Source organism: Proteus sp. FME41, from assembly GCF_014897315.1.
In the GTDB taxonomy this organism is placed as follows: domain Bacteria; phylum Pseudomonadota; class Gammaproteobacteria; order Enterobacterales; family Enterobacteriaceae; genus Proteus.
This window is the reverse complement of the sequence record NZ_JABUYL010000003.1, coordinates 38,057-52,500: the sequence shown is the minus strand read 5'-3', so window position 1 is coordinate 52,500 and position 14,444 is coordinate 38,057. Positions and strand designations below refer to the sequence as shown.

Here is a 14,444-nt window from a genome sequence, read left to right as displayed (position 1 = left end):
TAGGGTGATTTATGAATATTAAAACAAATCTATTTGATTCTACTGCTGTATTTTATAAAATAAAACATCATCTTCCAACTAGAGAAGATTATGTTTGTACAAAGAGAATAAATAAAATAAAAAATACACCGGTTATTCCTTCTTTTAGTAAAAAAATCATTCATGCCTTTACTTTTTTATTTCATAAATTAGAGGTTAAATTTCTGATAAGAGATATAAAAAATAATAAATTATCTAGTTTTATTGATATAAATAAACATGATGATTTATTTAATGAAATTGATATTAAAATAAATAAAATAAAAGAAGAAGTTAAAATAGAAGGTAATGAAAGTAAGGTTTTATATGATTCTTTTGGTATTCACCCTTATTATGTCGATTCCTTCGCTAAAGATGAAATAAATAAAAAAGAGATGGAAATAGAAGCGTTAATCAAAGAAAAGCAAGAAATAAAAAATAAAAATTTAAACGCTATAAATAACATAATTTCTCATGCAAATGATAAATTCGATTTTTACAGTTTCTGTGATTATTTAACTGAAGTGAAAAGAGCTAAAGATTTTTTTTCATCATTAAATGATGCGGAACAAGAATACTCTGCTAGTAAATTAATTGTAGAAGATTTAAATGAGATTATTAAACATAGGTTAAATGCAATAGATGATAAAAGCATAAGAAATATTTTTGAGTTAATAAACTTAAAATTTAAATTTGAAAATATGCATTTAAATAAAAAGTATGATTTTATGCATAATTTTTCGAATGAAAAAGAAAGAGATCGTTTTATAAAATTAATTAATCTTTTCCTCATTAGTATAGATGAAGTACAAATACTTAATAAATTTGATAATAATATAAAAAATGAAATGAAATATAAATTATCAACTATTATGATGATAGCCCTTGAAAAAAATTCTGATAGTGAATGCTCCTTTGATAGCTTAAGGCAAGAATGGAGTGAGAAATATATTGGTGATACGTTTAAGTTTGTAACTGAAAGCACAACTCTGGAATCATCTAGACAGCCACAGATTAAAATATCTGCAGACGAAGAAATGGAAAATATTATAGAAATACCAATGAAATCATCAAATAACAACCAAGAAACAAATTTATTAATTGATAAATATAATAATATTGATGAGTATGAAGCTGAAATAAAAAATTATGTATCAATATTGAAAAATAAAATATCCGATTTTAAAGGACATGATAAATTAAATAATGAATTAGAATGGGATGATAATGTTAATGAGTTATTTGAGGTTGTTGAAAATAATAAAATAGATGATCCGTTAACTTATAAAATAAATAATACTGTTCTAAATTCAAATGATGGTTTTGAGAGAATAAAAGATAAAATAGATGATATGTTATTAGATCTTGGAAATACTATCGATGATAAATCTATTTCATTACCTATAATTAAAATAAAAAAGTTTTCAGCCGATGATTATAAAATAACTTTTGATGATGAAGTAAGTAAAAGTGAAGAAGATAAAAATTAAAAATTATAAAATTTTTCTTAAATAATATTTTTTATCACTAATAGGATAGTTTTCTAATGTGCCAAATATCTCAAATCCTTGTTTTTGATAAAAGGGCAGGGCTTGAAAGCTAAAGGTATCCACTTCAGCATATTTGGCACCTTTTTCTTTTGCTGCGTTTTCCATTGCTTGCAGTAATTCTGTCCCTATATTTTTTCCACGATAGGCTTTATCAACCCACAAATAGCGAATACGCAGCCAATTCCCTAAAATATCACCCGTGATCCCCCCCCTCTTTTTACCGTTTTCCTCTTTAAAAACCGCAAGAGGTGTGTATTGATCCATATGAATATAGTGAAGGTTGTGTGTTAACAGGCCTTCATAGATTTCATTAATCTCATTGTGAGTAGGATTGGTGGTGATTTTTAACGACATAATTGACTCTTAATATTAAGAAAAGTAATAAGAACATTACCACTATTTGGTTATTAAATATTTATATCGATGCTAGGATAGAACAATAATTAAAAAGGCCGGATAACACAACATGTCGTTTTTAAAAACTCTACCAGGTATTCTGTTTTGTGCATTAATTGGTGGTGTTCTCACACTTTCAGGTTTACCCATGGCGCTGATGTTTGGGCCGATTATAATTGTTATTATTGCTTATCGCTTTAAATGGGTACTTGCCGTTCCTAAGCACACATTGACGTTTATTCAACTTACTTTAGGGACTTCGGTTGGTTTGATGTTTAACCAAGTTCATTTAGGACGTGCTGATAGTTTAATTATTCTATTACTTACCCTTGTTATTTGTTTAGCGATTCAATTTTTTGTCAGTTACTTTTGGTTTCATCGCCATATTGGTTGGACAAAAGAAGAGTCAATGCTAGGAGCTGTACCAGGCGCAATGGCGGCTATTTTAGCGCTTACTGATCACACTAAAACGCCACCACAAAAAATTGTTATTTCTCATACTATTCGTTTAATGGTGCTGATTATTATGGCGGGTTTTATTGTGGGGTCAGATAAAGCCAATATGCCTGAGTTTGCTATACCTGAAATGACGTTGATTTCATTGTTGTGGTTATTATTGATTGTTGCTTTGGGGTTAGGCTCTGGGCTTTTATTACAGAAAATCCGATTTCCTGCTCCGTTTATGCTGACTTCATTAGGCAGTGCCGTATTTATTCAATCTTTTGTGAGTGAGCCTATTGCGTTTCCCATGTTACTAAATGAGCTAAGTATGGTTTTAATTGGGATGAATATTGGTGCTCACTTCGTTGTTTTTCCGTTGTCATCACTCATTAAAAATGCATTTTCTTCTGTGCAAGTGGTTATTATTAACGTGATTTTAACGGTGATTGTTGCGTATGGTGCAGCTTATCTCACGGGGGTTCCTTGGGCAACATTGATTTTAGCGTGGGCTCCCGGCAGTATGGAGGCGATGACATTTGCTGCCATCACCATGAATGTGGATGCTGCTTTTGTGATGTCGAATCATATTTTTAGAATGTTGATTATTCAAAGTATTCCCTCTGTTGCGCTGTATTGGGGGGAATATCGACAAAAGAAAAAGAATCATCACAAAGAAGAATAAAAGATAGCGGAAATAAGAGCGGAGTATTTGGATAACCCCTGCACAATAGCGTTTGGATTATATATTTTATGTCGCGACGCTATTTTAAAGAGGTTATCTTACTTTATAGTCTTAATTGGTTAGAAATGTCTGATGAGGTTGCATTATCAATAATTTAATAAACTTAGCGATTTATTTGCCAGTAGCTGACATTTTTTATTATGGGCGAGTTTGATGCCTTTTAAATCATTGTAACTATCTTCATTTAATTGTCCCATAGGGAGTGTTGAATAATTCGCCACATCCCACTTCTGAGACTGTGAAAAAACCATTAAGGCCCTTTCAATTTTCGGCTTTGATATTTGTTCATAACCACAATCTTTATTTAAAAAAAGGTAGATAGCTGTTAAATCTGCCAAGTCTTCTGCTTGCGTGTCGGTTAATGCTTTTGCACTCGAAGAAAAGAGTGTAGAAAAAGAAAGCGTTAGCGTGCAGAACAAGGCGAACATTTTTTTCATTAGGTATGCTGTTCCTTTGTGTGATGATTTAGCAAGTTTTGTTATTTGACTTAATGTAGTTAAAAGTTTTGCAAAGACCCGCTGTTTTGTCGGGTTTTAAATTGACCTTCCAGTAAGGGGAAACTTTAGCATTGGTAATAGTTTACAAGACTTTTTAATTCATCTTATTTCGATAAATACAAAATAGCGTGTTTTATTCAAAGGAATACATTATGCAACGTCGCGAATTTTTAAAATTAGGCGCCACATTAAGTGCTGTAACATTATTACCAAGTTGGAGTCGCTTTGCGTTTGCTCAAAGTAACACGCCTTCATTGGCTATTCCACCCCAAATTGCACCTGATGCTCAACAAAAGATTGTTCTTAATATTCAACAAGGTGTTTCTCAATTTATTCCAACTGCAAGCACAACCACGTGGGGTTATAACGGCAGTTTATTAGGGCCTGCATTGAAGCTTAAACGTGGCCAACCTGTGACTATTCATATTAATAATCAGCTACCTGAAACCACAACGGTTCACTGGCATGGTCTTGAAATTAGTGGTGAGGAGGATGGTGGGCCTCAAGCGACGATTGCACCAGGAAAGTCACGTACCGTCACTTTTACACCAGACCAAGCTGAATCTACCTGTTGGTTCCATCCCCATACACACGGTATCACAGGGCAACAAGTCGCAATGGGATTAGGTGGATTAGTTATTATTGAAGATGATGAAACCGCAAGCCGAAAATTACCTAGTCGTTGGGGTATTGATGATTTGCCTGTTATTTTGCAAGACAAGCGGTTAGACAGTGACGGGCAAATCGATTACCAACTTGATGTCATGACTGCCGCCATTGGTTGGTTTGGCGATATGATGTTAACCAATGGTGCCATTCAGCCTCAGCATATTGTGCCAAAAGGGTGGGTGAGATTACGTTTCCTGAATGGTTGTAATGCGCGTAGCTTAAATCTTGCCACAAGTGATGGCAGACCAATGTATGTGATTGCCAGCGATGGCGGATTACTTGCAGAGCCAGTCAAAGTGACTGAATTACCGATCTTAATGGGAGAGCGTTTTGAGGTTTTAGTGGATACCTCTGATGGACGCGATTTTGATATTGTCACCTTGCCGGTGCGCCAAATGGGTATGGTTTTAGCACCATTTGATAACGTATTACCTGTGTTACGTTTATTACCTTCAGCAGAAAAAGGGCAAGGTTTGTTGCCTGAGCAATTAGCACTTATTCCAGCATTGCCAACACTCAGTAATCTATCAACCCGTACATTACATTTACGTATGGATATGCGTTTAGATATGCAAGGTATGATGCTGCTAACAGAACGTTATGGTGATAAAGCGTTAGCGGGCATACATCATGGTATGAGTCATATGCGTCAAGGTAATGGCAATGGCATGATGGGGGGAGGCATGAATTGCGGTCATAGCAACGGTGATTTAGATATTTATAATGCGAATAGTATTAATGGCATTCCATTCTCAATGACAGATCCCGCATTCGATGTAAAACAAGGTGTTTATGAGCGTTGGGTTGTGTCTGGTCGTGGTGACATGATGTTACATCCATTCCATGTTCACGGTACCCAATTCCGTATTCTATCTGAAAATGGTAGAGCGCCTGAAAAACACCGCCAAGGCTGGAAAGATATTGTGAAAGTTGAAGGTCAATTTAGCGAAATTCTTGTAAAATTTGACCATTTAGCGACAAAAGAGCACCCATTTATGGCACATTGCCATTTATTAGAGCATGAAGATACTGGGATGATGGCAGGATTTACGGTTAGTCAATAATCTATCACTATAAAACTGATTAATATCAGTAAGATAAATCGATAAAAGGCACGAAATTAATATTTTGTGTCTTTATTTTCATTAAATCAGATCATCGCATGATGAAGGAACTTCTGGTACAATCGTTTGCTTTCCCCGTTAACCCAATCGAAATAAATCATGAAACATATTGTTGATGTCATGATCTCTGAAGAAGAGATCAAACAGCGTATTGCTGAGCTAGGTCGTGAAATCACAGAACATTACCGTCCACGTCAAGGTCAACATGATCTTGTCTTAATCGGCTTGTTGAAAGGTTCTTTTATTTTTATGGCAGATTTATGTCGTGAAATTGAAGTAGACCATGAAGTCGATTTTATGACGGTATCAAGTTACGGTAATGGTATGACGTCAACACGTGACGTTAAAATCATTAAAGATCTTGATGAAGACATTCGTGGTAAAGATGTTCTGATTGTTGAAGATATTATTGACTCAGGTAACACCTTAAATCGAGTTAAAGAGATTTTAAGTCTACGTGAGCCCGCTTCTATTTCTATCTGTACTTTATTGGATAAACCCTCTCGCCGTGAAGTGGATGTGCCAGTTGAGTGGATTGGTTACTCCATTGAAGATAAATTCGTTATTGGTTACGGCATTGATTACGCACAGCGTTATCGTCATCTGCCTTATATTGGGCATGTAACGTTATTAGATGAATAATCTATTACGAAAATAGCAGTGAAAAAACCCGCTTTATTTTAAGCGGGTTTTTGTTATTGAATTGAATATGCTTATTAACGCGGATGGCTTAATTTTGCCATCGCTTGACGATAAGAAAGCTCAAGTTTTTCACGGCTATCCGAGGTAACATCTAAATCGTGTAGTTCCCCGTTATTTAAACCGTAAACCCAGCCGTGGATCATCACTTTTTGTCCACGTTTCCATGCAGCTTGCATAATCGTTGAGTGGCCAAGATTATACACTTGTTCAATAACGTTTAGCTCACACAGTAGATTTAATCTATCTTGTGGGGCAAGCTCACCTAACATTGAACTGTGTTTATACCAAATATCGCGGATATGCAGTAGCCAGTTATTGATAAGCCCTAATTCAGTCCCTTCGATTGCCGCTTCAATACCGCCACAGCCATAGTGACCACACACAATAATATGCTCAACTTGGAGTACATCAACAGCATATTGGATCACAGAAAGACAGTTTAAGTCAGTGTGAATGACTAAGTTTGCTACATTACGGTGAACAAATAAGTCACCAGGTGCTGCATCGATTAATTTTTCTGCTGGGACTCGGCTGTCAGAGCAACCAATCCATAAAAAATGAGGTTTTTGGCCTTTGCAGAGATCTTTAAAAAACTGAGGATTTTCTTCAGTAACAGATTCTGACCATTGTTTGTTATTGGCTAATAGCTCTTCAATTTTTCTCATCATGACGTGACTGCCTGTAAATTTGGTTTCTCACCATTTGCGCTGACAGTACGCCAACACGAAATAGCATTGTGTTATTGTTGGATGCAAAAGATCCATTAAGAAAGGGTATTTTTATACCATTACTTTTGAATTAATCAGAGGGCTTTTTAAAGCCGAATGACAGATAATTGTCTGTTTTTTTTCGCTTTCAAATAAGATAGATCTTTTTATAGCATTTGTTTAATTAATTTATCAATACATTCTTTGATGTAAATAAAATGTGTAAAAAGATAACCGATTGTTAACCTTGCTATTGTACTATTCAGAAAATTATTTTTATTGGTGTTTTATAAATAAATCTTATATTTATAATTATCGGTTTAATAACAGTGAGGAAAACGAGCGTAATAAAAATACATATTCTTCGTTGATTAGGATAGTAAATGGCAGGATAATATCCATCAGTAAGATTGAGAGACAAGGGCAATAATTTTATTGGTATCAGCTTCACTAAATGATTGCGTTAGGAAATAACGTTTTTATTGCATAAGAATATAAGCAAAAAATAAAGAAGAGGTGTCTTATACGCTAATTTTCTTTCATATTCTCTTTTATTCTTCTTTATTGTAATAGTTAAAGTAAATTTATTTATTCATTTGTGTCATAAGCCCTAAAACGGTTTATTTGCCATCAAATTTTCTCTAGAATATCTTATTCCATTTTGATCTAAACTAAGCCCATTTTCTGAATCGAAGCGTGTGAGCAATGCGTGGCGAGAGTAATGCTTAGTTGAATAGCTATTTTCTGATTTCAGCTCAGTAAATGCTGAATAATGCAGTTGATAAAAGGTAATTCCCACTTATGACGTATGCATTGGAGTTAACGGAGTTAACGAAAACTTATCACAATGGCGTAAAAGCGCTAAAAGGAATTAATCTCACCGTTGAGGCGGGCGATTTTTATGCTTTATTGGGCCCTAATGGTGCAGGTAAATCGACCACAATTGGTATTATCAGCTCTTTAGTTAATAAGAGTAGCGGCAAAGTTAACGTCTTTGGCTATGACACTGACACCGATATGGTTAATGCAAAACGCCAATTAGGATTAGTGCCACAAGAATTTAATTTCAACCCCTTTGAAACTGTATTGCAAATTGTTCTCAATCAAGCGGGTTATTATGGCGTGCCCCGTAAATTAGCGTTAGAACGCGCTAAAACCTATTTAACACAATTAGATTTATGGGAAAAGCGTGAGGATAGAGCACGTTTTTTATCCGGCGGAATGAAGCGTCGTTTAATGATTGCACGTGCATTAATGCATCAACCGAAATTGCTTATTCTTGATGAGCCTACCGCAGGTGTTGATATTGAATTGCGTCGCTCAATGTGGACGTTTTTAAAACAATTAAACACGGAAGGAACAACCATTATTCTCACGACACACTATTTAGAAGAAGCAGAAATGCTGTGTCGGAATATTGGTATCATTCAGCGTGGTGAACTGGTCGAAAATACCAGCATGAAAAGCCTATTAGGTAAATTGGAGTCTGAAACCTTTATTCTAGACTTAGCGCCCAAAAGCCCATTACCTGAATTACAAAATTATCAATATCGTTTAATGGATACCTCAACATTAGAAGTCGATGTTAAAAGAGAACAAGGCTTAAACAGTGTTTTTGCTCAGCTTAATGCACAAGGTATTCAAGTATTAAGTATGAGAAATAAAGCCAACCGTCTTGAAGAATTATTTGTTCATTTAGTTAATGAAGAACACACCGTAGAAGGAGAGAGGGAATGATTCAGTTATATTGGGTAGCCCTCAAAACCATCTGGATTAAAGAAGTCACCCGTTTTGGTCGTATTTGGATACAGACATTAATTCCACCTGTGATCACGATGTCACTCTATTTCGTTATTTTCGGTAATCTGATTGGTAAACGCATTGGTGACATGGGCGGTGTTGATTATATGCAGTTTATTGTTCCTGGCCTGATTATGATGGCAGTAATAACAAACTCTTATGCGAATGTTTCTTCTTCTTTTTTTGGTGCTAAATTCCAACGTAGTATTGAGGAATTATTAGTTTCACCCGTTCCAACACATGTCGTTATCGCGGGATTTGTTGGCGGTGGTGTAGCTCGTGGTGTTTGTGTTGGCATATTAGTGACAGTGGTTTCACTCTTTTTCGTGCCATTAGAAATGCATTCTTGGACAATGGTTGTAGTGACGCTATTAATGACCTCTGTTGTGTTTTCACTCGCAGGATTATTAAATGCAATTTTTGCAAAAACCTTTGATGATATTAGTATTATCCCAACGTTTGTTTTAACCCCATTAACCTATTTAGGGGGCGTGTTTTATTCACTCTCACTCTTACCTGAATTTTGGCAAGGGGTCTCTAAATTAAATCCGATTGTTTATATGATTAGCGGTTTCCGCTATGGTTTTTTAGGGATTACGGATGTTTCTTTAACCGTGACGATCACCGTATTGTCCCTTTTCATTGCCGTCTTTTATGTTATTGCATGGTACTTAATTGAAAAAGGCCGTGGTTTAAGAAGCTAATCAAGAAAGCAAAATAGAAAGTTATAAAGTTTGAAATCGGTATCTTATATGAGAGATACCGATTTTTTTTGCCAATTTTTCAGCATAAATGTTAATTTTTATTTAAAACACAGCTTAGCTATTAACAAAACGATCTTTCTTGTTTAGTATACTAAACACATTGATAGGGGATAGAAAGGAAATGTAATGACAACGGCAAGCCAAACGAGTCAAGCACCTAAGGCGATCTCTCGTAATAAACTTTTATGTATTGCAGGTATGGGATGGACTTTTGATGCCATGGATGTTGGCCTACTTGCTTTTTTACTCACCGCATTAAAAGAAGATTGGGGACTTACTGCATCACAACTGGGTTGGATTGGTAGTGTAAATTCAATTGGTATGGCGGTAGGTGCTTTTGTTTTTGGTATTATTGCAGATAGAAAAGGACGAAAACCCGTTTTTATCTTCACGTTATTACTGTTTAGCTTAGGTTGTGGGTTAACGGCCTTAGCCAGCTCTTTAATGGTTGTGCTTATCTTACGCTTTTTTATTGGTATGGGGTTAGGTGGTGAATTACCCGTTGCCTCAACGCTAGTCAGTGAAAGCGTTGAAACTCATGAGCGAGGTCGTATTGTTGTTTTATTAGAGAGTTTTTGGGCTGTCGGTTGGTTAATTGCTGCGTTAATTGCTTATTTTATTATTCCTGATTACGGCTGGCGTATGGCAATGTTATTAAGCGCATTACCTGCAGTATATGCGCTTTATTTACGTTCTAAATTACCCGAGCCAATATCACCTTATATTTCACAGAAAAAAATACGTTTATCCATTCGCCAATCAATGGCATTAATTTGGTCACCCCAATATCGGCGTTCAACATTAATGTTGTGGATCTTATGGTTTTGTGTGGTTTTTTCTTATTACGGTATTTTCTTATGGTTGCCAAGTGTAGCTATGTTAAAAGGCTTTAGTTTAATTAAAAGCTTTCAATATGTGCTTATTATGACATTGGCACAGTTACCTGGTTATTTTACAGCAGCATGGTTTATAGAGCGTTACGGCAGAAAATTTGTTTTAGTGACGTATTTAGCAGGAACTGCCATTAGTGCTTATTATTTCAGTGTTGCCGATTCAACTGCGACACTGCTTATTTTCGGTATGTTGTTATCATTCTTTAATTTAGGTGCTTGGGGCGCTTTATATGCTTATACACCAGAGCAATATCCTGATGGAATACGAGCAACTGGTGTGGGAACGGCAACGGCAATTGGGCGTATTGGCGGAATATTAGGGCCTTTGATGGTGGGATATTTAGTTCAATATCAATTCCAAATAAGCTCAATATTTCTCATCTTTAGTTTTTCGATTGTTATTGGGATACTTGCTGTCATGTTATTAGGCCAAGAGACAAAAAATAAGCCACTTAACTCAATTTAATTCTGCTTTATGTGACTAAAAATACAGAAATTCCTTTTCTTGTAATATGATAGTGGTTAGGAATTTTATGAAGAAAGGGGATAAAAATGTCTCATTATGATGAGGTGGTTAAACAGGTTGATGATGCTATTGCGACAACCAGTATTGAAACTATGAATGAACTTTTAGTGGAATTAGGTAAAGATAAAACGATCGAATTTCCACTGCGTTATGAGCAACAAGAGCGTTTACGCACAGCTATTTTTCATCACGGTGAAAAACATCGCTAAATCAGATTTTTGCTAAGAAATAAGAAAATAAAAAGCGTTTGTACACTATCGATAAACAAGTACAAACGCTTTTCTTTTTTATCAATAAAATCGATACCGTTTAAAACGTTTTTTTACCTTCAAGTACAGCTATTCTATTTTCAATTGATGGATGCGTTGAGAAAAACGAGTCTCCTTTATTAAAAATAAAGGCTGCTTTACGGTAAGCGCGTCCCGTTGAGCCATCTTCAAAATTTTCAGTATCATGTTGTGCTGAAATTTTTTTTAATGCATTAATCATTGCTTGATTATCTTGGGTTAAATCAACGGCAGCAGCATCAGCCATATATTCACGAGTACGAGATAAATAAAAATAGAGCACTTGCGTAATAATCGGTAAAACAAGGTTTAATACAATTAAAATTAATCGTGCTTTGCTAGCGGCATCATTACTTTTACCACCTCGACTACCGGAAGCAATATATAAACGACTGCCAAAGATATTGGTTACCGTCAGAATAACATTCGCTAAAATACCGACATAGAGCGTTAACCTCGAATCACCATGAATAATATGCCCTGTTTCATGAGCTAATACAGCTTGAACTTCTTGGCGATTAAGGCGATTTAATAATCCTGTTGTTACCCCAATAAAGGCATTTTTCTCAGACCAACCCGCTGCAAATGCATTGGCTTCTGGCGTCTCAATAATATAAAGCTTAGGAATATAGCCCAGCGTTGCACTTAAACTAAGTTCTTCAACAATATTAAGTAATTGTCGCTCTTGAGCATTCAAAGTTTCATCTGGGCTGACTAATTTAGCATTCATTCCTGTCAGCATAATTTTATGCCCTTTGAAATGAATAAAAAGAAGCAATAAAATTGAGATAGCTAGAATAATTAATGAGGCAATGGGAAGAGACTGGAATGTCAGAAATGCCAACATATTATCAGTGAGATCTACATAGGGATCAGCGCCAATAGCGGTATCCACCAGCAAACCAATAATGAGCATTAATAATAAATACGTTGCTATAACAAAACGCGTTCGAATAGCATTTTTTCGTAGAACACTTCTGAAATCCATTAGTGACTCCAAACAGCACCGCGAAGTGCTGTTTTTATTAATCAAGAAGGAATAAATATCTTTTTATCACACTGAAATTTAATCGAAATTAATGCGGCGAGCTTCTTCTGTTTTAATGGTTCCTTCATCAAGACGCCAGTACTCTTTATCAATAGCTAAGCTTGGGAAAATCTTGACAATAAATACCGCAGGAATAGAGGCAATAAAAGCGCGATATTGTTCTAACGTACGGTTATAACCACGTTTTGCAAAAGAGAGTTTATTTTCCGTTGAAACAATCTCTTCTTGTAAATTCGCCATAATGGTATCAGATTTTAATTCAGGATAATTTTCAACCGCAACATTAATGGCTCCGCTTGAGACTATTTTTGATAATTCGTCTTCAGCCGCTTTGGCTTCTTTGCCATTGGTGTTTTGAGCTTGAGTTCTTAATTCAGTAATTTTAGTAAAGACGTCAGATTCATGGCTGAGGTATTTTTTGACAGTAGCTAATAAGCTATCGAATACTTTACCACGGCGATCCAATTGTACTGAAATTTCAGTTTCACTTGAAATAACTGCTTCACGCATTGAGATAATACGGTTGTAATAATAAAAAATAAGACCCAAAAACGCGATAGTAATAAGTAATCCAGTCATGGTGAAGCGCTCTCTTTTTTAATTGTAAACAGGGAATTGTGTTAAATCTTTAGTGTTAATTTTGCCTATGATTGATTCAGATAGCTAGATGATTATTTCATCAAAAACAAAAAGAGCGTGAATAAAATAAAATCGTGTTGATGAGAAGAGATAAGCGCCATTCTGTATTATTCAAAATATAAAAAAATGCCCCGAATAAAATCAGGGCAAAATTAAAGGTAATGCTAGGGTAAATAAAATATCAAGTGAAATAATGGGAATGAAACCCGTGTTAAATAGGGCTAATAGCTTATTTAACACAAAAATAAAACAAATTTAGCGCTCACTTAAAACCACGGTGCTTGTGCCATTACATTGCCATAAAACAGCATTCTTCCTGTAATTTCACCGCTAAACAGCATCAAAATAGCCATAATGGCGAGGGCGGCTTTAGTAAATGAAGTATAAGAAGATAACGTGATGACGCAAACACCCATAATCAGACTGGCAATGACTTGCCACCATAATAATAGGCTTGCCACATCTGCATCAGGCACTTGTGCTCGCATCACTAATCCCACTAAAACCAGTAGTACACCGATTAATGTTCCTACTTTTAATGAATTACTAATGGTTTTACCCTGTAAACGTAACCAAGGGATCATCGAGCCAAAACCAAGCAGTAGTGCTGTGCCTATAAAGCTAATTTGTGTTGCTGGTGTATGCCACAAAGGATGCGCCTGCATTTGGTAATAGATTTGTGCAGTAATTAAAATAACAGGTAATCCAATTACGCCACAAAATAATCCCAATAAGCTATTACGACGAATAGCATTCGGTTGTACCCAACTGGCTAATGCCCATAATGAAATCAAGCCATTTAGCATCACAAAAGCAATAGCTTCGCGACTTAACCAAGAGTGAGCGATACCTAATACAGAACGATAAGCGCCAAGTGGATCACCTAAGTGCCCCATCGACATTGATGAACCAATAACTTCAATGAGCCAAATCAGTGCAATGGTCGTGCGTAAGGTTTTGGTACTGAGTTGCACAGAATGCTGTTTTTGAGTTTGCCATTGATATAGTGAAAGCGCTAATACTGCGCCAATGCCCCACTGACTCATCACTGTAAACAGGACTAACGGCAGTTGATAGTCATGCATAATTAATCCTCCATACCAATAATGACAATATTAGGGTTGCTGATGGTGTGATCGGGTACACCGTAGCGTTTTTCTAATAAAGCCCAATTTGTTGTGTGTTTTTTACGTAGATCTTCAATTTCACCAAACTCAATGGCACCTGTTGGACAAGATTCAACACAACGCGGTTTTAAACCTTCATCTAGCCTATCTGCACACATATTGCATTTACTGGTTTTTCCTTCGACCGGATCATAAACCGGTGCGTTATAAGGACACGCCATAATACACATCTGACAACCGATACATTTGTCATGATCTTGCACGACAATACCATCTTCGCGTTTAGTATAGGTGTCAGCAGGGCAGACTTTAAGGCATTGTGGATCGTCACAATGGTTACAAGACATCGTAATAAAAGCTTGTGCATTGGGCTGATCTTCATTGAACTCACGAACTCGACGCCACAGCACGCCAGGAGGCGTTACGTTTTCAGATTTACAGGCCATCGAGCAGGTGCGGCAACCATAACAATCTTTGGTATTTATTAGAAAACCATATTGTTTCTTCGCCATGA

Annotated in this window: 15 protein-coding genes; 8 read left to right on the top strand and 7 right to left on the bottom strand. The window is 35.9% G+C overall.

Annotated features, from left to right (window positions below; translation table 11 throughout):
* Positions 1-11 precede the first annotated feature (11 nt).
* Positions 12-1,508 (top strand): hypothetical protein, encoded by a 1,497-nt coding sequence (locus tag INT04_RS04100; protein ID WP_193014875.1) that lies wholly within the window; start codon positions 12-14, stop codon positions 1,506-1,508.
* Positions 1,509-1,511: 3 nt separating this feature from the next.
* Here the strand turns inward: INT04_RS04100 and INT04_RS04095 are convergent, their stop codons facing one another.
* Entirely contained in the window at positions 1,512-1,922 is a 411-nt protein-coding gene (locus INT04_RS04095) for a GNAT family N-acetyltransferase (RefSeq protein ID WP_193014874.1), read from the bottom strand.
* Between the two features lie 112 nt (positions 1,923-2,034).
* Here INT04_RS04095 and INT04_RS04090 point away from each other — a divergent pair, with 112 nt between their 5' ends.
* Complete coding sequence (locus INT04_RS04090; protein WP_193014873.1) at positions 2,035-3,087, top strand: AbrB family transcriptional regulator; 1,053 nt, start codon at positions 2,035-2,037, stop codon at positions 3,085-3,087.
* Positions 3,088-3,233: 146 nt separating this feature from the next.
* Here INT04_RS04090 and INT04_RS04085 read toward each other — a convergent pair whose 3' ends face one another.
* Positions 3,234-3,584: a YacC family pilotin-like protein gene (locus tag INT04_RS04085; RefSeq protein ID WP_193014872.1), complete on the bottom strand. Its 351-nt coding sequence runs from the start codon at positions 3,582-3,584 to the stop codon at positions 3,234-3,236.
* A 212-nt stretch (positions 3,585-3,796) separates the two neighbouring features.
* Between INT04_RS04085 and cueO the strand changes: the two genes are divergently transcribed.
* Together cueO and hpt are read left to right on the top strand one after the other, a co-directional pair.
* On the top strand, positions 3,797-5,377 hold the full coding sequence (cueO, locus tag INT04_RS04080) for a multicopper oxidase CueO (RefSeq protein WP_193014871.1): 1,581 nt from the start codon (positions 3,797-3,799) through the stop codon (positions 5,375-5,377).
* A gap of 159 nt (positions 5,378-5,536) precedes the next feature.
* A complete protein-coding gene (gene hpt, locus INT04_RS04075; RefSeq protein WP_193014870.1) occupies positions 5,537-6,079 on the top strand; it encodes a hypoxanthine phosphoribosyltransferase in 543 nt (180 codons plus the stop codon).
* 74 nt (positions 6,080-6,153) lie between these two features.
* Here hpt and can read toward each other — a convergent pair whose 3' ends face one another.
* On the bottom strand, positions 6,154-6,807 hold the full coding sequence (can, locus tag INT04_RS04070; protein WP_193014869.1) for a carbonate dehydratase: 654 nt from the start codon (positions 6,805-6,807) through the stop codon (positions 6,154-6,156).
* A gap of 840 nt (positions 6,808-7,647) precedes the next feature.
* Between can and INT04_RS04065 the strand changes: the two genes are divergently transcribed.
* From INT04_RS04065 to INT04_RS04050, 4 genes are all read left to right on the top strand, one after another.
* Complete coding sequence (locus INT04_RS04065) at positions 7,648-8,583, top strand: ABC transporter ATP-binding protein (protein WP_193014868.1); 936 nt, start codon at positions 7,648-7,650, stop codon at positions 8,581-8,583.
* Positions 8,580-9,350: an ABC transporter permease gene (locus tag INT04_RS04060; RefSeq protein ID WP_193014867.1), complete on the top strand. Its 771-nt coding sequence runs from the start codon at positions 8,580-8,582 to the stop codon at positions 9,348-9,350. Before INT04_RS04065 ends, INT04_RS04060 begins: the two co-directional genes overlap by 4 nt.
* 186 nt (positions 9,351-9,536) lie before the next feature.
* A complete protein-coding gene (locus INT04_RS04055) occupies positions 9,537-10,769 on the top strand; it encodes an MFS transporter (RefSeq protein ID WP_193014866.1) in 1,233 nt (410 codons plus the stop codon).
* Between the two features lie 86 nt (positions 10,770-10,855).
* Positions 10,856-11,038: a DUF2526 family protein gene (locus INT04_RS04050; protein ID WP_109407946.1), complete on the top strand. Its 183-nt coding sequence runs from the start codon at positions 10,856-10,858 to the stop codon at positions 11,036-11,038.
* Positions 11,039-11,138: 100 nt separating this feature from the next.
* On the opposite strand, the gene htpX is transcribed toward INT04_RS04050, so the two are convergent.
* The 4 genes from htpX to INT04_RS04030 all read right to left on the bottom strand — a co-directional run bounded on the left by htpX (position 11,139) and on the right by INT04_RS04030 (position 14,442).
* Positions 11,139-12,104 (bottom strand): zinc metalloprotease HtpX, encoded by a 966-nt coding sequence (gene htpX, locus INT04_RS04045; protein ID WP_193014865.1) that lies wholly within the window; start codon positions 12,102-12,104, stop codon positions 11,139-11,141.
* Between the two features lie 78 nt (positions 12,105-12,182).
* On the bottom strand, positions 12,183-12,743 hold the full coding sequence (locus tag INT04_RS04040) for a LemA family protein (protein ID WP_193014864.1): 561 nt from the start codon (positions 12,741-12,743) through the stop codon (positions 12,183-12,185).
* 326 nt (positions 12,744-13,069) lie between these two features.
* Positions 13,070-13,888, bottom strand: coding sequence for a dimethyl sulfoxide reductase anchor subunit family protein (locus INT04_RS04035; protein WP_193014863.1), 819 nt, complete (start codon positions 13,886-13,888; stop codon positions 13,070-13,072).
* Between the two features lie 2 nt (positions 13,889-13,890).
* Positions 13,891-14,442: a 4Fe-4S dicluster domain-containing protein gene (locus tag INT04_RS04030; protein WP_072070981.1), complete on the bottom strand. Its 552-nt coding sequence runs from the start codon at positions 14,440-14,442 to the stop codon at positions 13,891-13,893.
* Positions 14,443-14,444 lie beyond the last annotated feature (2 nt).